The sequence below is a fragment of the Catenulispora rubra genome, assembly GCF_015356825.1.
Classification (GTDB): domain Bacteria; phylum Actinomycetota; class Actinomycetes; order Streptomycetales; family Catenulisporaceae; genus Catenulispora; species Catenulispora rubra.
The window spans coordinates 1-22,638 of the sequence record NZ_JAACYW010000189.1; the positions used below are offsets into that span (position 1 = coordinate 1).

General features: G+C 69.3%; 21 protein-coding genes. 16 read left to right on the forward strand and 5 right to left on the reverse strand.

The window, feature by feature from the left end; genetic code table 11:
• Positions 1-1,238, reverse strand: a 1,238-nt coding sequence (locus tag GWK61_RS36505) for an alpha/beta fold hydrolase (protein ID WP_194916266.1), incomplete at its 3' end; no start/stop codon positions are given.
• A gap of 241 nt (positions 1,239-1,479) precedes the next feature.
• Positions 1,480-2,334, reverse strand: a complete 855-nt coding sequence (locus GWK61_RS36510; RefSeq protein WP_194916284.1) for a PSP1 domain-containing protein — start codon at positions 2,332-2,334, stop codon at positions 1,480-1,482.
• A 145-nt stretch (positions 2,335-2,479) separates the two neighbouring features.
• Here GWK61_RS36510 and pyrE point away from each other — a divergent pair, with 145 nt between their 5' ends.
• The 4 genes from pyrE (at position 2,480) to fbaA (ending at position 6,154) form a co-directional block, all read left to right on the forward strand.
• Entirely contained in the window at positions 2,480-3,049 is a 570-nt protein-coding gene (pyrE, locus tag GWK61_RS36515; protein WP_194916267.1) for an orotate phosphoribosyltransferase, read from the forward strand.
• A 165-nt stretch (positions 3,050-3,214) separates the two neighbouring features.
• Positions 3,215-4,129: a hypothetical protein gene (locus tag GWK61_RS36520; protein ID WP_194916268.1), complete on the forward strand. Its 915-nt coding sequence runs from the start codon at positions 3,215-3,217 to the stop codon at positions 4,127-4,129.
• 194 nt (positions 4,130-4,323) lie between these two features.
• Positions 4,324-5,070, forward strand: coding sequence for a DedA family protein (locus tag GWK61_RS36525; RefSeq protein WP_323747918.1), 747 nt, complete (start codon positions 4,324-4,326; stop codon positions 5,068-5,070).
• A gap of 58 nt (positions 5,071-5,128) precedes the next feature.
• A complete protein-coding gene (gene fbaA / locus GWK61_RS36530; RefSeq protein WP_194916269.1) occupies positions 5,129-6,154 on the forward strand; it encodes a class II fructose-bisphosphate aldolase in 1,026 nt (341 codons plus the stop codon).
• Positions 6,155-6,211: 57 nt separating this feature from the next.
• Here fbaA and GWK61_RS36535 read toward each other — a convergent pair whose 3' ends face one another.
• Positions 6,212-6,985, reverse strand: a complete 774-nt coding sequence (locus tag GWK61_RS36535; protein WP_194916270.1) for a GNAT family N-acetyltransferase — start codon at positions 6,983-6,985, stop codon at positions 6,212-6,214.
• A gap of 108 nt (positions 6,986-7,093) precedes the next feature.
• The gene (locus tag GWK61_RS36540) at positions 7,094-8,341 is read right to left on the reverse strand and encodes an FUSC family protein (RefSeq protein ID WP_194916271.1); all 1,248 of its coding nucleotides are present in this window, start codon (positions 8,339-8,341) and stop codon (positions 7,094-7,096) included.
• Positions 8,342-8,485: 144 nt separating this feature from the next.
• Between GWK61_RS36540 and GWK61_RS36545 the strand changes: the two genes are divergently transcribed.
• The 11 genes from GWK61_RS36545 (at position 8,486) to GWK61_RS36595 (ending at position 18,531) form a co-directional block, all read left to right on the forward strand.
• Positions 8,486-9,373 carry a Rossmann-like and DUF2520 domain-containing protein gene (locus GWK61_RS36545; protein WP_194916272.1) on the forward strand — a complete coding sequence of 296 codons (888 nt, stop codon included), beginning with the start codon at positions 8,486-8,488 and terminating at the stop codon, positions 9,371-9,373.
• A complete protein-coding gene (panC, locus tag GWK61_RS36550) occupies positions 9,370-10,236 on the forward strand; it encodes a pantoate--beta-alanine ligase (protein ID WP_194916273.1) in 867 nt (288 codons plus the stop codon). The genes GWK61_RS36545 and panC overlap by 4 nt, the downstream gene beginning before the upstream one ends.
• The gene (gene panD, locus GWK61_RS36555) at positions 10,236-10,655 is read left to right on the forward strand and encodes an aspartate 1-decarboxylase (RefSeq protein WP_194916274.1); all 420 of its coding nucleotides are present in this window, start codon (positions 10,236-10,238) and stop codon (positions 10,653-10,655) included. The genes panC and panD overlap by 1 nt, the downstream gene beginning before the upstream one ends.
• A gap of 41 nt (positions 10,656-10,696) precedes the next feature.
• Positions 10,697-12,370 (forward strand): L-aspartate oxidase, encoded by a 1,674-nt coding sequence (locus GWK61_RS36560; protein ID WP_194916286.1) that lies wholly within the window; start codon positions 10,697-10,699, stop codon positions 12,368-12,370.
• Positions 12,370-13,278 (forward strand): carboxylating nicotinate-nucleotide diphosphorylase, encoded by a 909-nt coding sequence (gene nadC, locus GWK61_RS36565; protein ID WP_194916275.1) that lies wholly within the window; start codon positions 12,370-12,372, stop codon positions 13,276-13,278. Before GWK61_RS36560 ends, nadC begins: the two co-directional genes overlap by 1 nt.
• Before the next feature lie 4 nt (positions 13,279-13,282).
• Positions 13,283-14,071, forward strand: coding sequence for a type III pantothenate kinase (locus tag GWK61_RS36570; protein WP_194916276.1), 789 nt, complete (start codon positions 13,283-13,285; stop codon positions 14,069-14,071).
• A 310-nt stretch (positions 14,072-14,381) separates the two neighbouring features.
• On the forward strand, positions 14,382-15,902 hold the full coding sequence (gene lysX / locus GWK61_RS36575) for a bifunctional lysylphosphatidylglycerol synthetase/lysine--tRNA ligase LysX (protein ID WP_194916277.1): 1,521 nt from the start codon (positions 14,382-14,384) through the stop codon (positions 15,900-15,902).
• Between the two features lie 53 nt (positions 15,903-15,955).
• Positions 15,956-16,126: a hypothetical protein gene (locus tag GWK61_RS36580; RefSeq protein ID WP_194916278.1), complete on the forward strand. Its 171-nt coding sequence runs from the start codon at positions 15,956-15,958 to the stop codon at positions 16,124-16,126.
• Positions 16,127-16,224: 98 nt separating this feature from the next.
• The gene (locus tag GWK61_RS36585) at positions 16,225-17,577 is read left to right on the forward strand and encodes a globin domain-containing protein (RefSeq protein ID WP_194916279.1); all 1,353 of its coding nucleotides are present in this window, start codon (positions 16,225-16,227) and stop codon (positions 17,575-17,577) included.
• Positions 17,574-18,092 (forward strand): amino-acid N-acetyltransferase, encoded by a 519-nt coding sequence (locus GWK61_RS36590; protein ID WP_194916280.1) that lies wholly within the window; start codon positions 17,574-17,576, stop codon positions 18,090-18,092. Before GWK61_RS36585 ends, GWK61_RS36590 begins: the two co-directional genes overlap by 4 nt.
• 100 nt (positions 18,093-18,192) lie before the next feature.
• Complete coding sequence (locus tag GWK61_RS36595) at positions 18,193-18,531, forward strand: histone-like nucleoid-structuring protein Lsr2 (RefSeq protein WP_194916281.1); 339 nt, start codon at positions 18,193-18,195, stop codon at positions 18,529-18,531.
• 60 nt (positions 18,532-18,591) lie between these two features.
• On the opposite strand, the gene GWK61_RS36600 is transcribed toward GWK61_RS36595, so the two are convergent.
• Positions 18,592-19,185 (reverse strand): hypothetical protein, encoded by a 594-nt coding sequence (locus GWK61_RS36600; RefSeq protein ID WP_194916282.1) that lies wholly within the window; start codon positions 19,183-19,185, stop codon positions 18,592-18,594.
• 367 nt (positions 19,186-19,552) lie between these two features.
• On the opposite strand from GWK61_RS36600, the gene GWK61_RS36605 reads away from it, so the two are divergent.
• Positions 19,553-22,108, forward strand: a complete 2,556-nt coding sequence (locus GWK61_RS36605) for an ATP-dependent Clp protease ATP-binding subunit (protein ID WP_194916283.1) — start codon at positions 19,553-19,555, stop codon at positions 22,106-22,108.
• Positions 22,109-22,638: the final 530 nt, after the last annotated feature.

The window sequence follows — 22,638 nt, forward strand, 5'->3', positions numbered from 1 at the left end:
GCGCAGGAGAGGTCGGCCCAGGCCAGCATTTCGCCGAGGAGGGGGGCTTGGGACTTGTAGTCCGGGACCTCTTTGTTCTCGATCTGCGGGGCGTCCTGTGCGTCGGGGTCGGGGCGGTCCAGGCAGTTGATGGCGATGTTGGCGTCTGTCTGATTGTCGTAGGTGCCGCTGTTGCGGTCGTTGTAGAGGTCCGCCCACTGGAGGAGGCGGGTGCCGTCGCCGTTCATGGCGGCACTCAGCGCGTCGCGGAGGTCGCTCCAGTACTGGGGGACGTACATCACCTGGAGGACGGCTGTGAGGGCGAGGCCGTAGTTCACCGTGCGGCTGCCGTCGTGGGTGGGTACCGGGTGGTCCTGGAGGGACTGCAGGTAGGTCATGAGCTTGTCCACCGCGGTGCCGGCGTCGGTGCCGAGGGGGCAGGTGGTCTGGGTGACGCAGTCGGCGGCGAATTCGCGGATCAGCTTCTCGAAGCCCTGGGCCTGGGCGATGTTCATCTGCTTGGCGGTCAGGGTGGGGTCGATGGCGCCGTCCAGGACCAGCCGGCCGGTGTTCTGGGGGAACAGGCCCGCGTAGACGGCTCCGAGGTAGGTGCCGTAGGACTTGCCCAGGTAGTGGAGCTTGGCGTCGCCGAGGACCGCTCGGAGGACGTCCATGTCGCGGGCGGCGTTGGGAGTGCCGACGTAGGGCAGGATGCGGGCCGACTTCTGCTCGCAGGCCTTGCCGATCGCCTGGGACTCCTTCACGACCTGCGCCACCTGCGCGTCGGTGCGGGGCATCGGGTCCGCCTGGACGAAGGCGTCCATCGCCGCGGTGTCGTCGGACAGGCAGCGCACCGGATCCGACTGGCCGACGCCGCGGGGGTCGAAGCCGACGATGTCGTAGTGCGCTGCCACGTTCTTCGTCACCACGCTCGGGTCCTGCGCGTACGCGATCCCCGCGCCGCCCGGCCCGCCGGGGTTCAGCAGCAGCGAACCCACCCGCTGGCCCGCCGGCCCGGTGGCGGCCTTGCGGGTCGCCATGATGTACGTCGTCCCCTTCGACGGGTCCGAGTAGTCCAGCGGCACCGTGACCTTCGCGCAGGTCCAGCCGGGCCCGCTGCTGTCCGTCGTGCAGGACGCCCAGCTCGGCTTCTGGTCGTAGAACTGCTGCAGGTCCGCGGGGACTGCGTCGGCGTTCGACAACGCCGCGCCCCCGTGCTCGCCCGCCGCGCTTCCCGAGGCGCCGCGTCCTCCGGGCACCGAAGGCTTCTGCGCCGCGTGCGAACTCCCGCCGCACCCAGTGGTCAAGAGAAGGCCCGCGGTCGCCACCGCTAAGGCCCGCCGTACTGTCGGACTGGGATTCACGGGCAGATCTCCTCCTGCGGCGCGGTCATCGTTTGTGACTAGCTATCCAGAAACGTCCGATTCCACACCATGTCACAGCCGGGAGGAGTACCTGAGGAGTACGCAGGATCAGAGCAGGGGGATCAGGGCTGGACGTTCACTCCGCGTCCCAACGCATAGTGCCGTCCTTACGGGAAGTCTCATAGTCCTGACGGGACCCGCAGACCGAGGCCAGAGAGCAAGAACAGGTCCGCCCGGTCTCGTCGAGCCGCACCTTCACCGTCTCCGACGGCACGTTCAGCCCGACGACCCGCCCCGGCCCCTCCGGCGTCAGTACCTTCTCTCCGCGCGCGGGAGCCTTAGCCTTCGTCTCCACATAGAGCGGGTGCTCATACTTGAGACAACACATAAGCCGCCCGCAGGCCCCGGAGATCTTCAGCGGGTTCACCGGCAGGTCCTGGTCCTTCGCCATGCGCACCGACACGGGCTCGAAGTCCTTGAGGAACGTCGAGCAGCACGTGTCCCGTCCGCACGGCCCGATCCCGCCCTGGATCCGCGCCTCGTCGCGGGCGCCCAGCTGCCGAAGCTCAATGCGGGCGTCCAACTCCCGCGCGAGTGTTCGCACCAGTTCGCGGAAGTCCACGTACTGCGGAGCCGAGAAGTACACCGTGATCTGCTTCTCCGACTCCACGAAGTCGACGCCGACCACCTTCATCGGCAGCCCCTGCTCGCGGATCTGCCGCTTGGCGACCACCCGGGCCCGGGCCCGACGCTCCCGGCTGCGCTCGTCGCGCGCCAGGTCGTCCGGCGTGGCGAAGCCGACGAGCTCGTCCAGGCCGCCGATCGCGGCGTCCTCGTACGTGTCGACCCACTGCGGTGCCCAGATGCACTCCGCGACCTCCGGCCCGGCAGAGGTGGGGACCAGTACCTTGTCGCCCACGTGCGGGGTGATGGGCCCCGGCGCGTAGTAGTACAGACGGCCGTAGCGGGTGAAGCTGACGGCACAGATCATCGCCACGGACGGTTCTCCAAACAGCCGACAACACACGGCACGGACACGACACTCACCCTGTTGAGCCTAAGCGCAGTACTCGGCCCGAGGCGAGAGGCTGAGGAAGGCGATCGGCGGCGGCGCCGGGTTGGCTACCCTTGGGTACATGCCCAACGCACCAGTCGTAGCCCAGCCCTCCCCAGCCCGAGATGCCCTCCTGAAGGAGATCCAGGCCAAGGCGGTGGTGCGCGGCGAGGTGACGCTGTCCTCCGGACTCAAGGCGGACTGGTACCTGGACCTGCGGCGGATCACGCTGGACGGGACCGCGGCGCCGCTGGTCGGCACCGCGATGCTGGAGCTGACGGCGGACCTGGACTTCGACGCGGTCGGCGGGCTGACCATGGGGGCGGACCCCGTCGCCACCGCGATGCTGCACGCCGCGGCCGCCGGCGGCCGCGCGCTGCACGCCTTCGTGGTCCGCAAGGCCGCCAAGGCGCACGGCATGCAGCGCCGCATCGAGGGCCCGGAGGTGGCCGGCCGCCGCGTGCTCGCGGTCGAGGACACCTCCACGACCGGCGGTTCTCCGCTGGAAGCGGTGCGCGCACTGAGGGAAGCCGGTGCGGAGGTGGTGGCAGTGGCTACGATCGTGGACCGCGCCACCGGTGCCGCCGAGGCGATCGCCGCGGAGGGCCTGCCGTACTACACCGTCTACACGCTGGGGGATCTTCATGTTTGAGAAAGATTCTTGATGTTTGATCGAGATCTCGGCGTGTAGGGCAACAAAAAACGGGCGCCTCGAGGGGCCCGCGTTCTTGACCGTGAATCGGACGCAACCAGCGTGGTGGTTCGCGCGTCTACCTGCCAGAACCTAATCAGGTGTCAAGACTTTGGGGTGCGGGCTGTGGAACAGCAGGATGAGCTAGAGATCGAGACGAGGCTGCGTGCCGCCCTTCAGGCACGCAGTGAACTCGTCACGCATTCCACGCTCAGGCCTGGCATCCCGCCGAACGAGCACACGGCGGGGGTGCGGGCTCGGCGCGAGTCCTGGTGGTCGTGGCGCCGGATGTGGGTGCCCGTCACCGTCGCCGCCGCGCTGGCCGGCGGCGTGTTCGTGGGCGCGCAGCTGCCCTCGGGTTCCAGCTCCACCAACGCCGGCCCGACGAGCGGAGGCAGCCCCAGCACCAGCGCGCCCGCCAACGGCTCGACCACGCCGATGCAGAGCGAGTCGGTCGCGGGCACCCCGGAGAGCGTCGGCACGCTCAGCCTCACCGTGACCGCCGGCTGGCAGTTCACCTCGACGTCGAAGACGTCCGCGTGTGTGACGCTGAGCAGCCACCCGGCTCCCGCGGCCGCGAACGGCGCCGCGACGACCGCGGCGGCGCTGCCGTGCGGCGTGGACGCGCTCTACCTCAAGGCCGACGCGACCGCGGCCAGCTGGCCGCTGAGCACCGCGGCCAAGGACACCGGCTGGTGGCCGACCGCGGTGTCCTCCGCCTCGGACATCGTCTGCCCGGCGGCCCCGTCGGGGAGCAGCACCGACATGGTGAAGGCCTCGATGCTCCTGCGCTCCTCCGACGCCTACGAGCTGGCGGCCCAGCCCGGACAGACCGTGGCCACCCAGCCCACGGCCGAGTACCACGAGTGGGCGGTGACCTGCGACACCGGTCCGGGCGTGCAGCCGATGCTGTGGAAGCTCAACGCCGCACCCGGTGCCGCGGCGCCGACCACCTTCGCGGTGGCCACCGTGGTGTCGGCGAACCCGCAGTACGACTCGGCGCTGCTCGGTATGGTGGGCTCGCTGCACCAGACGAGCTGACCGGCGTGGGCGGCCTCCGCCCCGGCGCCGCGTCGTCCCGGCTCGATCCCGCTCGATCCGACGCTCCGACACGATGGGGCGAGCTGGTCGAAACGGCTCATGTCGCTGCTCGTGTCCCGGCCTGACCTGGCCGGGAACCGTTTGGATCCCGCCAACTGCCACACGCTGTAGTAATGACAAGGTAGCCTCGACCTGTGACCCCATCTCTGGCCCACATCCTGGCCTTCAATCCGATCTCCGCGACGGACTGGATCAACGCGCTCGGCGGCTTCGCCGTGCTCGGCGTCTGCGCGATCATCTTCGCCGAGACCGGTCTGATGATCGGTTTCGTCCTGCCCGGCGACTCGCTGTTGTTCATCGCCGGTCTGAAGACCCTGGCGGGCAAGCAGTCCGCCGGGGTGACCAGCACCGTCCACCTGTCGCTGCCGCTGTTGCTGGTGGCCGTGCCGATCTGTGCTGTGGCCGGCGCCCAACTCGGCCACTATCTCGGCGCGCGCTTCGGGCGCCCGCTGTTCGACAAGCCGGACAGCCGGCTGTTCAAGCGCAAGCACGTCGACAAGGCCGAAGAGGTGTTCCACCGCTACGGCGAGACCAAGGCCGTCATGCTGGCGCGCTTCATCCCGGTCGTCCGTACGTTCATGAACCCGGTCGCCGGCGTCCTTGAGATGCCCGCCAAGAAGTTCTTCATGGCGAACCTGATCGGCGGGATCATCTGGGCCGACGGCGTGCTGCTGCTCGGCCGCCTGGCGAGCAACGCGATCAGCGCGGACAAGGTGGACAAGTACATCATCCCGATCACCTTCGTCATCGTGCTGCTGTCGCTGCTGCCGATCGTCTTCGAGTGGCGCAAGACGAAGAAGGCCAAGGCCGCCGGGACCTCCGGCTACGCCGCGCCCGACCAGGATTCGGTCGCTTCGAGCGGTCGCCACCGCAGCCGGTAAACTGCGCCCCAGCAGCGCTAATCCGAGTGCGACCGTCCCACCCAAGGAGACAACAGCGATGGCTATCGCGACCCCTGAGGTCTACCGCGAGATGCTGGACCGGGCCAAGGCCGGCCGGTTCGCCTACCCCGCGATCAACGTGACCTCCTCCCAGACGCTGAACGCCGCTCTGCGGGGCTTCGCCGAGGCCGAGAGCGACGGCATCCTCCAGATCTCCACCGGCGGCGCGGAGTACCTGTCCGGCTCGGTGAAGGACATGGTCGTCGGCTCGGTGGCGCTGGCGGAGTTCGCCCACGTGGTGGCCGCCCGTTACGACGTCACGGTGGCCCTGCACACCGACCACTGTCCGAAGGACAAGCTCGACGGCTTCATGCGGCCGCTGATCGAGGTCTCCACCGAGCGGGTGAAGGCCGGGCAGCAGCCGCTGTTCCAGTCCCACATGTGGGACGGCTCCGCGGTGCCGCTGGACGAGAACCTGCAGATCGCGCAGGAGCTGCTCGCCAAGTGCGCCGCGGCGAACATCATCATGGAGCTGGAGATCGGGGTCGTCGGCGGCGAGGAGGACGGTGTCGCCAACGAGATCAACGACAAGCTCTACACCACCCCCGAGGACGCGCTGAAGACCGTCGACGCGATCGGCCTCGGCGAGAAGGGCGCCTACCTGCTGGCGGCCACCTTCGGCAACGTCCACGGCGTCTACAAGCCGGGCAACGTCAAGCTCCGCCCGGCGATCCTGAAGGACCTGCAGGACGCGGTCGCGGCCAAGCACCCCGGCCACGGCGACAAGCCGTTCGAGCTGGTCTTCCACGGCGGCTCCGGCTCCACTCTGGAGGAGATCCGCGAGGCCCTGGACTACGGCGTGGTGAAGATGAACATCGACACCGACACGCAGTACGCGTTCACCCGGCCGATCGCCGACCACATGTTCAAGAACTACGACGGCGTCCTGAAGGTCGACGGCGAGGTCGGCAACAAGAAGACCTACGACCCGCGCACCTACGGCAAGTCGGCGGAGGCGAACATGGCCGCGCGCGTCGTCGAGGCGTGCACGGACCTGCGCTCCGTGGGGACGAAGCTCAAGTAGTCCTCTGACAGCGAAAATGGGGCGTACTCCATATATAAGGAGTACGCCCCATTCTTCTTAGAACGAGTACCGCACGCGTCCTGAGAACCGCTCGAAGCCCAGCCGCCGATACACCGGTACGCCCAGAGCGGTGGCGGTCAGGGTCGCGCTTTTCGCTCCGGCCTGAAAGGCGCCGTCGACGGCGGCGGCGGAGACCAGAGCGCCGAGTCCGCGCTTCCGTGCGGATGTCTTAGTGGCAACCCAGTACAGCCCTGCGGAGTCCTCGTGCCGGAGCGCCAAGGCGCACGCGGCCGGTTCCCGCTCAAGGTAGGCGACGAACGCATGGACGTGCGGGTCGAGCAGAACCCCGTGCGACGCGAAGTGCATCACCGCCTTCGGGTCCTGCTCCGCCTCGATGCGGAGCGCGCGGTGCACCTCGGCGAAGGCGTCCGCCTCCTCCGGATCGCGGACCTCCGCGAGTTCGACCTCCGGGCCGGGCGTCGGGACGGCCGGTGCGGAGGTGATCCCCATGTCCTCCAGCTCGATACCGTGGTTCATACCGGCGGCCTGGGCGGCGGCTATGAGGTCTGCGTCGCCGTCGACCGAGGCCCATACGTTCAGCGGCTGGCCGTGCTCGGCGCCGAAGGACCGGACCGCCGCGATCGCCTTCTCCGCCGGTACCGCGCGATCGAACCGCCGTGCGGAGCTGTAGAACAGCGACCGCAGGAAGGGACGCACTGACGCCACCATCAGCATCCCCGCGTCTTCGCCGACGACGGTGCCGTCCTCGTGGTCGGCGAACAGCCGCGCGGCGGCCAGGGTGGTCCGGTCGCTCTGGTCCAGGAAAGTCATACCGCGCATCTTCCCCAGATTCCGCAGGAGTGTGCGCGGGATAAACGACCCACTCTTGGAGAGCCCTGCGTAGCGCCTCTACGTAGTGACCTCTACGCGGCGATCCGCTTATGTGGACGAGCTGGGTACCGGCGCAGGCAGGATTGCAGGGATCGCCAGGGCGTGCGGTCCGTCCACCGGATCGAGTTCGTAGAGCATGCGTCGTACCTCGTCGAGCAGCGAGCCGTGTACGGACCACTTCTCTACGGCGAACGCTCCTATGGGGAGCATGTCCTCTATGGCCGAGAGCTGATGGTCCGCGGCGGCCGTGATGATGACCTTCAGTTCCTCCAGCACCTGGCGGCTGTCCCGGTCCGGGATCTGTAGCCGGCCGAAGCGGTTCAGGGCGCGGCCGACGTCCAGCAGGAGTATCGCCAGGGCCTCCGGGACCTCGGTGGTGGCCGGCAGCCCCCGGGCGCCGTTGGCCAGGTCGGACAGGCCCCGCAGCAGGCTGTTGAGTTGCGAGGAGACGTGACTGAGGCAGATCGCCGCCTGGTCGACGCGGTTGACCTCCGGTTCCAGGGCCGAGCGCCGGGGGTGGTAGCGGACGGCCTCCTCGGCCTGGTCGGCGATGTCCTCGGCGTCGGCGCTGTCGCCGCGCAGCGCGCGCGAGCGCTCCAGCCACTTCTTCGCGTCTGCCGCGGACCACTCTCTACTGAGCGCTTTGGAGACGTCTCTACAGAGCTGCGCCAGATCGTCAGCCAGGTCGGCTAGGTCCTTGGCCGCGGTGTCGCTGTACGTCGGCGGCGCGACCAGTGCGTTCGCCACGACGCCGACCGCGGCGCCCACCAGCGTGTCCCAGATGCGCTCGACGCCGTAGCCCCGGCCCAGGCTGTAGACCAGCAGCGAGGTGGTCGCGACCTGGTTGACCTGGGTCCCCAGGCGCAGGGTCCGGCCGATTATCAACGCGACGATCACCAGGGCCGAGAGCGTGACCCAGGTCAGGTCCACGAACCGGCCGAGCGCCAGGGCGGCGAAGACGCCCAGCAGTACTGCCGCGACCTGCTGGAGGCCGCGCCGGAAGGTCTGGTAGATGGTGACCTGCATGGTGATCAGGACGGCCACCGGCGCCAGGACCGCGTGGAACTGCGGATGACCGTGATAGATCACACGCTTGGCGATCTCCCAGGCGACCGCGCAGGCCAGGGCGGTCTTGAGCGTTTGTATGAACGCGTCACGCTCGCGGTTGAACCAGTGCCGCACGCCGTGCAGCCGGAAAGCCCGCACCGAGTGCTCGATCCCGGAGCGCAGCGTGGTGTGGCCACGGCCGAGCAACTCCCTGGTGAACTCGCTGATGGAGTCCGTGGAGCCTGGCATGGGGCGATTGTGGCAGAAGTACAGATCTTTGCAGAACGACCGCGATGATGACCGTGAAGCTCACATCGGGATACGCTGAGGCCGCCATCATTTTGATACGACTGGTACCCCCAGCGGACTGGATCGTTGACAGATAGAGAGCCCATGGATTCCGCAGAGTCCCGCCTGGCCGTAGGCGTGGTCGGTACCGGCCGCGTCGGCTCGGCCCTCGGCGCCGCCCTGCAGCGTGCCGGCCACCGCGTGGTCGCCGCTTCCGGCGTGTCCGAGCAGTCGGTGCGCCGCGCCGACAAACTCCTGCCCGGTGTGCCCCTGCTGCCGCCGCAGGAGGTGCTGGCCGGTGCCGACCTCGCCTTGCTCACCGTCCCTGACGACGCGCTGCCCAGCCTGGTCGAGGGCCTGGTGGCGACGGGCTCGATCAAGCCGGGCACGATACTGGCCCACACCTCCGGCCGCTTCGGCTTCACGGTCCTGGACCCGGCAACCCGCGCCGGCGCCCTGCCGCTGGCCCTGCACCCGGCCATGACCTTCACCGGCACCGAGGTGGACGTGGCGCGGCTGTCCGGCTGCTCCTTCGGGGTGACCGCCCCGGACCCGCTCCGCCCGATCGCCGAGGCCCTGGTGGTGGAGATGGGCGGCGAGCCGGAGTGGATCGAGGAGACGGCGCGGCCGCTGTACCACGCGGCCCTCGCGTACGGCTCGAACTACCTGGTCACCCTGGTCGCCCAGGCCGAGGACCTGCTTGTCGCAGCCGGGGTCCGGGAGCCGGGCCGCATGCTCGGCCCGCTGCTCGGCGCCGCGCTGGACAACGCGCTGCGCTCCGGCGACCTGGCGCTGACCGGGCCGGTGGTGCGCGGGGACGCCGGGACCGTCGCGGCCCACCTGGAGGTGCTGGCCGAGCGCGATCCGCAGGCCGCCCGGGGGTACCGCGCTCTGGGACGTCTTACCGCGGACCGCGCCATGGCCTCCGGGATGCTCTCCGCCGAGAAAGCCGAATCCCTGCTCGGAGTGCTGAACAAGGAGTCAGACGCATGACCGCGCTCGTCCACACCCGCGCCGGATTGCAGCCGTTTCTGGATGGCTTCGCCAATGGGAAGCGCGGAGTCGCCATGACTATGGGGGCTCTCCATGAGGGGCACCTGGAGCTTCTGAAGAAGGCCCGCCACGACTGCGACCTGGTCGTCGCGACCATCTTCGTGAACCCGCTCCAGTTCGGCCCGAACGAGGACTTCGACCGGTATCCGCGCACTCTCGACGACGACCTCAAGCTCTGCGCAGAGGCCGGAGTGGACGTCGTCTATGCGCCGGCCGTGGAGGAGGTCTACCCCGGCGGGCAGCCGATCGTGAAGGTCACCCCGGGGCCGATGGGAGAGGTGCTGGAGGGCGCGTTCCGTCCCGGCTTCTTCACCGGCGTCCTGACCATCGTGAACAAGCTGCTCAACCTGACGGACCCGCACATGGCGTTCTTCGGGCAGAAGGATGCCCAGCAGCTCGCCCTGGTGCGCCGCATGGTGCTGGACCTGAACATGCCGGTGGAGATCGTCGGCGTTCCCACGGTCCGCGACGAGGACGGCCTCGCCAAGTCCAGCCGGAACCGCTACCTCAGCCCTGAGGAGCGCACTACAGCGCTCACTCTGTCGCGCGCACTGTTCGCCGGACAGGAGAAGACCACAGACGGCGCCGACGCGGTGCGGGAAGCGGCGAGCGCCGTCCTGGAACCCGCCGCGCAGGCCGGCCGGATCGATGTGGACTACCTCGCACTGGTTGACCCGCGGGACTTCTCCGAAGTCTCTCCGACGTTCTCTGGAGAGGCCGTGCTCGCTCTGGCGGCCCGCGTCGGAACGACCCGCCTCATCGACAACCTCCCCCTCATTCTCACCAGCCCCGGAGCGCGCTGATGTACCGCACGATGCTCAAGTCCAAGATCCACCGGGCCACGGTCACCCAGGCCGACCTGCACTACGTGGGCTCGGTCACGATCGACGAGGACCTGATGGACGCCGCCGACCTGCTGTCCGGCGAGCAGGTCGCGATCGTCGACATCGACAACGGCGCGCGCCTTGAGACCTATGTCATACCCGGGCAGCGGGGCACCGGCGTGATCGGCATCAACGGTGCCGCGGCTCGCCTGGTGCACCCCGGGGACCTGGTCATCCTGATCTCCTACATGCAGGTGGACGACGCGGAGGCGCGTAGTCTTCAGCCGAAGGTGGTGCACGTCGACACCGAGAACCGGATCGTCGCCCTCGGGGCCGATCCGGCCGAGCCGGTGCCGGGTTCACAGGTATTGAGCCGGGGCGACGTGACCGCGAACTGACGGGGTACCGGTCTACCACCGGTACGTGAGGGGCGATGAGGATGGTCCAGCGGCTGAGGGCACCCCGACCGGGGTGGCGGGCGTACGCGGACACGGTCGTGGTGGGCTCCGGCGTGGCCGGCATCACGGCGGCGCTGGCGGCGCGCCAGGCCGGCAGCGTGCTGCTGGTGACGAAGGCGCGCCTGCAGGACGGGTCGACCCGCTGGGCGCAGGGCGGCATCGCCGCGGCGCTCGGCGTCGGGGACAGTCCGGAGGCGCATCTGCAGGACACGCTGGTGGCCGGCGCGGGAGTCTGCGACGAGGACGCCGTGCGGGTGCTGGTGACCGAGGGTCCGGCGGCGGTGCGGCGGCTGATCGCGCTCGGCGCCGAGTTCGACAAGACCGCGGACGGCGCCATCGCGCTCGGCCGCGAGGGCGGGCATCTGGCCGACCGCATCGCGCACGCCGGCGGCGACGCCACCGGCAAGGAGGTCTCCCGCGCGCTGATCGCGGCGCTGGAGCACACCATCGGCGAGATCGAGGTCATCGACCACGCGCTTGTTCTGGACCTGCTCAAGGACGAGCACGGCGGCGCCGCGGGCGTCACCTTGCACGTGATGGGCGAGGGCGCGCGCGACGGCGTGGGCGCGGTGCACGCCAAGGCCGTGGTGCTGGCCACCGGCGGCATGGGGCAGGTCTTCGACGCGACGACGAACCCTTCCGTGGCTACCGGGGACGGCGTCGCTATGGCGCTGCGCGCCGGCGCGGAGGTCGCGGACCTGGAGTTCGTGCAGTTCCACCCGACGGTGATGTGGCTGGGCGGCGCGGCGCGCGGCCAGCAGCCGCTGATCTCCGAGGCGGTCCGCGGCGAGGGCGCGCACCTGGTGGACGGCAGCGGGGTCCGCTTCATGGTCGGGCAGCATCCGCTGGCCGAACTGGCGCCGCGCGACGTGGTCGCCAAGGGCATCATGCGGCGTATGGCCGAGACCGGGGAGCCGCACATGTGGCTCGACGCGCGCACCGGTGTCGCGGAGTTCTCCGACGAGTACTGGCGTACGCGGTTCCCCACCATCCGCGAGTCCTGCCTCAAGCACGGGATCGACCCGGCCAAGGATCTGATTCCGGTGGCGCCTGCGGAGCATTACGCGTCCGGAGGCGTGCGGACGGATATATGGGGACGTACTTCCATCCCGCGCTTGTACGCGTGTGGAGAGGCCGCCTGTACCGGAGTGCACGGAGCGAACCGGCTGGCGTCCAACTCTTTGTTGGAAGGACTGGTCTTCGCAGAACGCATAGGTGCGGATCTCGGTAAGAGTCTGCCGTGGACGGAGACGCCGGTTCCTGTAGAGGCTCCTGAGGACGTGGAAGACGTTCTGCTGGAGCCGTCGGTGATGGCCGAGGTGCAGCACACCATGACCGCCGGCGCGAGCGTCCTGCGCAGTGCGCAGTCGCTGGACCGTACCGCCGAGGAACTGGAGCGGCTGGCCGGGCACGCCGCCGAGGCCCCGCACCTGGAGGCGTGGGAGGCGACGAACCTGCACCTGCTCGCCAGCGCGCTGGTGAAGGGTGCGTCTTTGCGCAACGAGACCCGCGGGTCGCACTGGCGCGAGGACTTCCCGGACAGCGCGGACCGCTGGCTGGTGCGGCTGGCGACGCGTTTGGATCCCGGGACCGGGAAGCTGGTCACTGAGAAGCAGCCGCTGCGCAGTGCAGAGATGGATGGAGTGAAGCCCTGATGAGCTCGTTGTCCCCGGACGTCGCCAAGGCGCTGATCGATGGTGGGCTGGACCCGGAGTACGTGGCTTCGGTGATCATGATGGCCCTGGACGAGGACCTGGCCGACGGTCCGGATGTCACGACCGAGGCCACGGTGCCCGCCGAGGCAACGGACACTACGGACTTCGCCGCGCGCCAGGCCGGCGTCGCCGCGGGCGTCCCGGTGGCCGCCGCGGTGTTCGACCTCGTGTCGCAGGGCACGGCGAAGATCCAGCAGGTGGTGAAGGACGGCGACCGGGTCGAGCCGGGCACCGTGCTGCTGACCGTCACCGGCTCCACGCGGGACCTGCTGACCGGGGAACGCACGGCGCTGAACCTTCTGTGCCACATGTCCGGGGTCGCCACGCAGACCCGTCTGTGGGTCGACGCGGTGGAGGGCACCGGCGCGAAGATCCGTGACACGCGCAAGACCACCCCCGGGCTGCGCGCTCTGGAGAAGTACGCGGTGCGGTGCGGCGGCGGGCTGAACCTCCGGATGTCGCTGTCCGACGGGGGCCTGGTGAAGGACAACCACGTGGTGGCCGCCGGCGGTGTCGTCGAGGCCTTCGAAGCGGTACGCAGGGCCCATCCGGAGCTGCCGATCGAGGTCGAGATCGACTCGCTGGAGCAGCTGCCCGGGGTGCTCGCGGCCGGCGCCGAGCTGATCCTGCTGGACAACTTCACGCCGGAGCGGATGCGCGCGGCGGTGCAGATCACCGGGCGCAACGAGCTGTACGGCCGGACCCGGCTGGAGGCGTCCGGCGGGCTGACGCTGGACCTGGCCCGCGCCGTCGCCGAGACCGGCGTCGACTACCTCTCGATCGGCGCGCTGACCCACTCGGCGCCGATCCTGGACATCGGCTCGGACTTCCGCGAAGAAGGGAAGTAGCTCTGTGCTTCTGACCATTGACGTCGGCAACACGCAGACCGTTTACGGGCTGTTCGAGGGCGAGGAGATCGTCGACCACTGGCGGGTGGCCACGGATCCGCGCCGGACGTCCGACGAGCTGGCGGTGATGACGCAGGGGCTGCTGAGCCAGCACCCGACGGCGGGCAAGCCCGGCGGCCTGACCGGGCTGTCGATCTGCTCCACGGTGCCCTCGGTGCTGCACGAGATGCGCGACATGAGCAAGCGGCACTATGGCGACGTCCCCACAGTGTTGGTGGAGCCCGGGGTGAAGACCGGCGTGCCGATCCTGGTCGACAACCCCAAGGAAGTCGGCGCGGACCGGATCATGAACGCTCTGGCCGCGCACTACCTCTACGACGGCCCGGTGATCGTGGTCGACTTCGGGACGGCGACGTCCTTCGACGCGGTCTCGGCCAAGGGCGAGTTCCTCGGCGGCGCGATAGCACCCGGGATCGAGATATCGGTCGAGGCGCTGGGGATGCGCGGGGCGCAGCTGCGGAAGATCGAGCTGACCAAGCCGCGGAGCATCATCGGGAAGAACACCGTCGAGTGCATGCAGTCCGGGATCCTCTATGGGTTCGCGGGGCAGGTCGACGGAGTGGTGCACCGGATGGCCGAGGAGATGGCCGAGGACCCGGACGACGTGACGGTGGTCGCCACCGGCGGGCTGGCGTCGCTGGTGCTGGACGAGTCCGAGGTCGTGGACGTGCACGAGCCGTGGCTGACGCTGGTCGGGCTGCGGTTGGTCTATGAGCGGAACAGCGGGAGCTGATTCTTCAAGAGGGCGCGCGGGACGGCAGGACAGCAGGACAGCAGGACAGCAGGACAGCGGGACAGCGGGACGGCGGTCGACCGAAAACGGTTCGGCCGCTGTCCCCGTCACGCCGACTGCCCCGCCGCAAAGACCGGCCGCGAAGACCCGCCGCAAGGACCGGCCGCGAAGACCCGCCGCAAGGACCGGCCGCAAGGACCGGCCGCAAAGACCGGCCGCAAAGACCCGCCGCAAGGACCGCCGGTGATGCCCAGCCCGCCACGTGGTATTCGGTTGCGACCGGGTGAACCGGGCCAAGTAGCCTTGACCCATGACCGAAACCACCCCGCCTCCGGCGCAGCCCGAGTCCGACCTTCCCGAGCAGATCCGCATCCGCCGGGAGAAGCTGGACAAACTGCGCGAGCGCGGCGTGGACCCGTATCCGGTCGGGTATCCGCGGACCGCGACCATCGGGGAGCTGCGGGCGGAGTACGGCGATCTGGAGGCGGACACCGCCACCGGGCAGCGGGCCGGGATCGCCGGGCGTGTCGTCCTGTCGCGGACCGGGGGCAAGCTCTGCTTCGCCACGCTGCGGGAGGGCGAGTTCGAGATCCAGGCGATGTTCTCGCTGGACCGGCTCGGGGCCGAGTCGCTGGAGGAGTGGAAGGGCGACGTCGACCTCGGGGACCTGGTCGGGGTCACCGGTGAGATCATCACCTCGCGGCGGGGTGAGCTCTCCATCATGGTCGAGAGCTGGGCCATCACCTCGAAGTGCCTGCGGCCCCTGCCGGACAAGCACAAGGGGCTCACCGACCCCGAGGCGCGGGTGCGGCAGCGCTACGTCGACCTGATCGTGAACCCCGAGGCGCGGCGGATGCTGTTCACGCGCTCGGACCTGGTGCGCTCGGTGCGCTCCAGCCTCGCGGCGCGCGGGTACACCGAGGTCGAGACGCCGATGCTGCAGCCGATCCACGGCGGCGCCAACGCCCGGCCCTTCGAGACGCACATCAACGCCTACGACATGAAGCTCTACCTGCGCATCGCGCCGGAGCTCTACCTCAAGCGGCTGCTGGTCGGCGGGGTGGAGAAGGTCTTCGAGATCAACCGGAACTTCCGGAACGAGGGTGCGGACTCCACGCACAGCCCCGAGTTCACCATGCTGGAGGCCTACGAGGTCTACGGCGACTACGACGTCATGCAGAAGCTGACGCAGTCGGTGATCCAGGAGGGCGCCGAGGCGATCTTCGGGTCGCAGGTGGCCCGGCGGACGAACGCCGAGGGCGAGGTCGAGGAGTTCGACATCAGCGGCGACTGGAAGTCCGTCACGGTCAACGACGCGATCTCCGCGGCGCTCGGCGAGGAGATCTCGGCCGACACCGAGATCGGCGCGCTGAAGAAGCTCTGCGACACTGCGGGCATCCCCTACGCGCCGGGCTGGACGCGCGGCCAGGTCGTGCTGGAGATGTACGAGTACCTGGTCGAGGACAAGACCGTGCTGCCGACGTTCTACCGGGACTTCCCGAAGGACGTCTCGCCGCTGACCCGGGCGCACCGCCAGGACCCGCGCCTGGCCGAGCGCTGGGACCTGGTCGGCTGGGGCGCGGAGATCGGCACCGGCTACTCCGAGCTGATCGACCCGGTCGACCAGCGCGAGCGCTTCACCGAGCAGTCGCTGCTGGCCGCCGGCGGCGACCCGGACGCGATGCAGCTGGACGAGGACTTCCTGCGCGCGCTGGAGTACGCCATGCCGCCGGCCGGCGGCATCGGGGCGGGTATCGACCGGATTCTGATGGCGCTCACCGGGCGCCTGATTCGGGAGACCATCCTGTTCCCGTTCGTGAAGCCGGCGTAGGTAGTCTGACGGCACCGACAAACACCTCGTTCAGCCGAGGGGGAAGCGACACGATGATGGGCAATCTGGGCCTTTACGTTCCGTCTTTTGTAGTGGCGGTGGCGTTCATCTACGTCATCAGGCTCATCGTCGTGTCGCAGAACCCGCAGAAGCGTGCCGAGGCGCGGGCTCGTGAGCTGGAAGCCGAGCGGAATGATCCTCGCTTTGGTTCGAACAGCCATTAAATACAGCGCCGCGCAGCGGCCCCTCAACGGGCGGTGGTGGGAGACGGGTGGGGGGGACTAGGTCTGACGCTGCTTAGCGTCCTGTTAATGTCGTGCGCGTGACGGAAGCTCTGGCTGTGGACGGCGAAAACCTCAACGACGATCTGCTGGCCGGCCGCGGACAGGCGCTGGCTTTGGTCCGGCAGGGGTTCGCGGCAGTCAGTGCCCGGCCCGAAGTTTTTACCAATTCTTTGTACGAGGACTTCTTCACCTCCAACCCGCGATACCGGAAGTACTTCGCGGCCGGGGACGAGGCGCGGCGGGACGAGCGGACGCTGGAGGCTGCGACGCGGGTCCTGGCCGGCCTCGACCGGCCCGGCGCGCTGCTGCCGCTGCTGCGCAGGCTGGCTCTGGAATACCGCAAGTACGGGGTCCGCGAGCCGCACTACCGTGCCTTCGCCGGGTCTGTGATGACCGCTCTGGAGCGCACCATAGGCGAGGCCTGGACCTACGAGGCCGCGGTCGCGTGGGTCGACGAGCTGACCATGGTGGCCTCGGCGATGCTCGGCATCGCCGCCGAGGCCGACGCGCAGGGGCCGGCCTACTGGGAGGCCGAGGTCGTCGCGGTCGACCGGATGGGGGAGGACGTTGTCCGGCTGCGGGTCCGTACCGCGTTCCCGTACCCCTACCAGGCCGGACAGTACGCCGCGATCGAGCTCGGCCGGCTGCCGTGGGTCTGGCGGGACTTCTCCTTCGCCGCCGCGCCGCAGGCCGGCTCGGTAGGCTCGACCGGCTCGGCCGACTCAGCGGACCCGGAGCACTCGGTGCTGGAGTTCCACGTCCAGCGCACGGCGGACGGCCGCCTGAGCAACGTCGTCCACGACGAGCTGGAGCTCGGCGACCGCATCCGGATCGCCGCTCCGGCCGGTGACCTGGCCTTTCCGGCCGGTGCCTCGCGGCTGATCGCGGTCGGGCACGGTACCGGGCTGGCACCCATCGCGGCGCTGCTGGAGGACGCCGCCGCGGCCGGGGACGACCGGCCGGTGCACGTCGTGGTGGGGAACTCGCTGAACGCCGCGAAGCCGGCCAAGAAGACCGCAGCGGCGAAGAAGGCCGCAAAAACCGCAGGTAAGGCCGCTCCGGCCTCGGCGGCGGCCAAGAAGGCCCAGCAGTCGGCGAAGGCCGCCGCGGCGCCTGAGAGCGCCGACGGAGCTGATCAGGAGCACTACCTCACCGATCACCTGGCCGAGCTGGCCGCCGCGCACGGCAACGCCACGGTGGTCTTCCTCGGCGCCGCCGAGGAATTGCCTCACCATCTGGACGAGTACGTCAAGCGCCTGGCCGACGGCGGGACACTGTCCGGGTGGGGCGGCGTGGCCGTCGGCTCGACCGGCACGGTCCAGGCCTGCCTCGGCGTCCTGGCCGCCGCCGGGGCCGATCCCGCCGACGTGAGAAGCGATCTTTTCGGATGACATCCTCCCCGTCCGCCGCCGATATCACCGTGCGGCGGGCCCGCACCGACGATGTCGGGGCGATCCGTGAACTCCTGGGCCGTTACAAAGGCATCCTCCTGGACAAGCCGGACGTCACGCTTTTCGAGGACATCCAGGAGTTCTGGGTGGCCGAACACGACGGCGACGGCCGGGTGGTCGGATGCGGCGCCTTGCACGTCATCTGGCTGGATCTCGCGGAAGTGCGCACGCTGGCGGTGGACCCGGAATGCCGGGGTATGGGAGTCGGCGCGCGAATCCTTGACAAACTAGTCCGTACCGCCGCGCGCATCGGCGTTCGCCGGCTGTTCTGCCTGACGTTCGAAGTGGACTTCTTCGCCGCGCACGGATTCTCCGAGATCAGCGGCGTCCCGGTCCCGCCGCAGATCGAAGCCGAACTGTCGAAGTCCCCGGACGGCGGGGTCGCGGAGTTCCTCGACTTGGAGCAGGTCAAACCCAACACTCTGGGCAATACGCGCATGCTGCGGATCTTGTAGGACCCGTCCGGCGGCTCCGGCATGGGATTTGATTTCATCACCGGAATGCGCTTTGCTGACTGGAGGTATATCCCAGAACTGGAGAAAGGCGGGCCGCCCGATGGCCAAGCGCACCATTGAGGTGTTCCACGACGACCTCGACGGCTCCGAGGGTGCGAGCACTGTGAAGTTCGGCCTCGACGGGAAGTCCTACGAGATCGACCTGTCCGAGGCGCATGAGAAGGAATTGCGCAAGGCGCTCGAGAAGTACGTCGGTGCTGCGACGCAGGTGACGGCCTCTTCCGCCGCTGCATCCGGGCGCCGGAAGTACGGCACGGGCCCCACGCGCCGCGACACGAAGCACATCCGTGAATGGCTGCGGAACGTCGAGGGCGTGGAAATCAGCGACCGCGGTCGCATTCCCACCGACCTGATGAATCGCTACAACGCCGCTCACTAATTACGCCACGGCGCGGTCGGGCTCCCGTCCCCGGCCGACGTCGCGGCGGGTGGGCCCCGCTCAGCGCGCGGCGGCCACCGCCAGCCGGTGGCAGGCCGCGGCGAGGGTGGCCAGCAGGGCGATCAGCTCCGGGGCTTCGGGCAACCCCGGGGTCGGGTAGGAGTGGCGACGCGCCGTGCCGTCGGCTCGGGGCGCGTTGCCGGCCCGGAGCGCATCGTCGGAACCCTCAACGTCTTCAGCTTTCCCGACTTTCCCGGGCCGGAGCGCCGCGCTGTCGCCGTTCCGTACGGCGTCGGTGTCCTCGGCAGGGGCAGCGATCGCAGCAGCAGTGATGGCAGTGGCAGTGGCGGCAGTACCAGGGCCAGCGCCACCCGGACGCTGCATCGGGACCGTGGACGGGTGCAGCCAGCGGACCGGGGGATCGGTCAGCTGTTCGGCGGGCACCGCGGACAGGTCCAGCCGGACGCCGCCCCAGTCCAGCCATTCCAGCAGCTCGGGCAGGTCCTCGGCACCGCCGGCCGCGACGTAGAACAGCACCCGGCCGCCGGCGGACAGCGCGACCGGTCCCGGCGCCACCGCCGGCTGGCCGTATCCCAGCAGTCTGGCCAGCGCTTCGCGCCCCGCGGCTTCCGGTACGGAGACCACGTCCGGCATGTGGATCGACCTCCCCGTTCGCTCTTGGCGTACACCCTATTCGGGTCTGGAGCCCCGGTACCGGGAACACCACGTCAGAGGCGGCGAGTTGGACTAACGGAAGGCCCTGGGAGGTGCGACCGCCCCGTTGACAACGGGGAAGTCACCCCACCTGCCAGGGATGGCGGGACTAGCATCGGTTGCGAGCCCGCCTGCCGACCAGGAGGCGAGCTTCTGGTTTGGCACCGCACGGAACTAGCAACACACCAGGGCAAGCGCACGATCTGTACTGGACCAAAAACCGGTACTCGACCAGAAATCGGTACTGGCCAGCCAGTAGTACTTCGATCCATACGTCAGCCCGCGACGCTCCGGGGAGCGATGAGGAATGTTCGAACGGTTCACCGACCGCGCACGGCGCGTCGTCGTCTTGGCCCAAGAAGAGGCCAGGATGCTCAACCACAACTACATCGGGACCGAGCACATCCTCCTCGGCCTCATCCACGAGGGTGAGGGTGTGGCGGCCAAGGCTCTGGAGAGCCTCGGCATCTCGCTCGAAGCGGTCCGCCAGCAGGTGGAGGAGATCATCGGCCAGGGCCAGCAGGCCCCGTCCGGCCACATCCCCTTCACCCCGCGGGCCAAGAAGGTCCTGGAGCTGTCCCTGCGCGAGGCGCTGCAGCTGGGCCACAACTACATCGGGACCGAGCACATCCTGCTCGGCCTGATCCGCGAGGGTGAGGGTGTCGCGGCGCAGGTGCTGGTCAAGCTGGGCGCGGACCTGAACCGGGTGCGCCAGCAGGTGATCCAGCTGCTGTCCGGCTACTCCGGCGGCGGCAAGGAGGCCGCGGCGGCCGGCGGACCGGCCGAGGGCGCGCCGTCCACCTCCCTGGTGCTGGACCAGTTCGGCCGGAACCTGACCCAGGCCGCCCGCGAGGGCAAGCTCGACCCGGTGATCGGGCGCGAGAAGGAGATCGAGCGGGTCATGCAGGTGCTGTCCCGCCGCACCAAGAACAACCCGGTGCTGATCGGCGAGCCCGGCGTCGGCAAGACCGCCGTCGTGGAGGGCCTGGCCCAGGCGATCGTCAAGGGCGAGGTGCCCGAGACGCTCAAGGACAAGCACCTGTACACCCTGGACCTCGGCGCCCTGGTGGCCGGCTCGCGCTACCGCGGTGACTTCGAGGAGCGCCTGAAGAAGGTGCTCAAGGAGATCCGCACCCGCGGCGACATCGTCCTGTTCATCGACGAGCTGCACACCCTGGTCGGCGCGGGCGCGGCGGAGGGTGCCATCGACGCGGCCTCGATCCTGAAGCCCATGCTGGCCCGCGGCGAGCTGCAGACCATCGGCGCCACCACGCTCGACGAGTACCGCAAGTACGTCGAGAAGGACGCCGCCCTGGAGCGCCGCTTCCAGCCGATCCAGGTGGCCGAGCCCTCGGTGGCGCACACCATCGAGATCCTCAAGGGCCTGCGCGACCGCTACGAGGCGCACCACCGGGTGTCCATCACCGACGGCGCCCTGGTGGCCGCGGCCACGCTGGCCGAGCGCTACATCTCCGACCGCTTCCTGCCGGACAAGGCCATCGACCTGATCGACGAGGCCGGCTCCCGGATGCGCATCCGCCGGATGACCGCGCCGCCGGACCTGCGCGAGTTCGACGACAAGATCGCGAACGTGCGCAAGGAGAAGGAGTCCGCGATCGACGCGCAGGACTTCGAGAAGGCCGCGGCGCTGCGCGACCAGGAGAAGCAGCTCCAGAGCGCCAAGGCGCGCCGGGAGAAGGAGTGGAAGCAGGGCGACCTGGACGTCGTGGCCGAGGTCGACGAGGAGCTGATCGCCGAGGTCCTGGCCACCGCCACGGGCATCCCGGTCTTCAAGCTCACCGAGGAGGAGACCTCCCGCCTGCTGCGCATGGAGGACGAGCTGCACAAGCGCGTCATCGGCCAGAACGAGGCGATCAAGGGCCTGTCCAAGGCGATCCGGCGCACCCGTGCCGGGCTGAAGGACCCCAAGCGCCCCGGCGGCTCGTTCATCTTCGCCGGCCCGTCCGGCGTCGGTAAGACCGAGCTGGCCAAGGCTCTGGCGGAGTTCCTGTTCGGCGACGAGGACGCGCTGATCCAGCTGGACATGTCCGAGTTCTCCGAGAAGCACACCGTCTCGCGGCTGTTCGGCTCCCCGCCCGGATACGTCGGCTACGAGGAGGGCGGCCAGCTCACCGAGAAGGTGCGCCGCAAGCCGTTCTCGGTGGTGCTGTTCGACGAGGTCGAGAAGGCGCACCCGGACATCTTCAACTCGCTGCTGCAGATCCTGGAGGACGGCCGCCTGACCGACTCCCAGGGCCGGGTCGTGGACTTCAAGAACACGGTGATCATCATGACCACCAACCTCGGCACCCGGGACATCTCCAAGGGCTTCGGCCTGGGCTTCGCCGCCTCCGGCGACACCAAGGCGCCGTACGAGCGGATGAAGGCCAAGGTCAACGACGAGCTCAAGCAGCACTTCCGGCCGGAGTTCCTGAACCGCGTCGACGACACGGTGGTGTTCCCGCAGCTGAGCCAGGACGACATCGTCGCGATCGTGGACCTGATGATGAGCAAGGTGGACGGCCGCCTGAAGGACAAGGACATGGGCATCGTCCTGACCCGCAAGGCCAAGGAGCTCATCGCCACCCTCGGCTACGACCCGGTCCTGGGCGCCCGGCCGCTGCGCCGCGCGATCCAGCGGCACATCGAGGACCCGCTGTCGGAGAAGATCCTGTTCGGCGAGATCCGGGCCGGCCAGCTGATCACGGTGGACGAGAACACCGAGACCGGCGCGGTCGAGTCCGACCAGCGGTTCACCTTCAAGTCGGGCCCGAAGGAGGACGTGCCGGAGGACGCCTCGGTGCTGGAGTCCGGGACGCTGCCGCCGGCGGCTCCGGAGGCCACGCCGTCGGCCAGCGCCTGATCGCCTGATCGACTGGTTGTCTGATCGACTGGTTGTCTGATCTGCCGCCGGATCCGCTGACGCGGATCGGTTGATCTGCCAGACGGCACAACGGCCGCTTATCCCGTTCGCGGGGTGGGCGGCCGTTGCCGTGTCCGGTGCGTGCGTAGTGCGAGGTGCGTCCGGGCTAGGAGCGCGGGGCCCGCGCCGGCTGCGCGCAGGGCGTGCAGGCGGTGGCGCGGATCCTGCCGCTGTAGGGAAAGGCCGACGGCCGCCCACCCCGTACGTGGGTCGGCGGCCGTCGGCGTGTCCAGTGTCCTGACCACGGGCCCGTTCCGGAGTGACGTCTGCTCCGGCTGGGGGCGTCCCCGTGGTTGCGCTGCTGGACTCATTGCGGGTGGAACCGGCGGCCGACGCTCACGGCCGCCGTGGGGTCGCGCGGGTCAGGCCGCCGACGCGGGGGAATCCGCCGGGGGCGCGGGGATTTCCGTCGAGGACGGCGTGCTGTCCTCGTCCGACGGCGTGGCCATGGTGTCGGAGCCGGAGGGAGC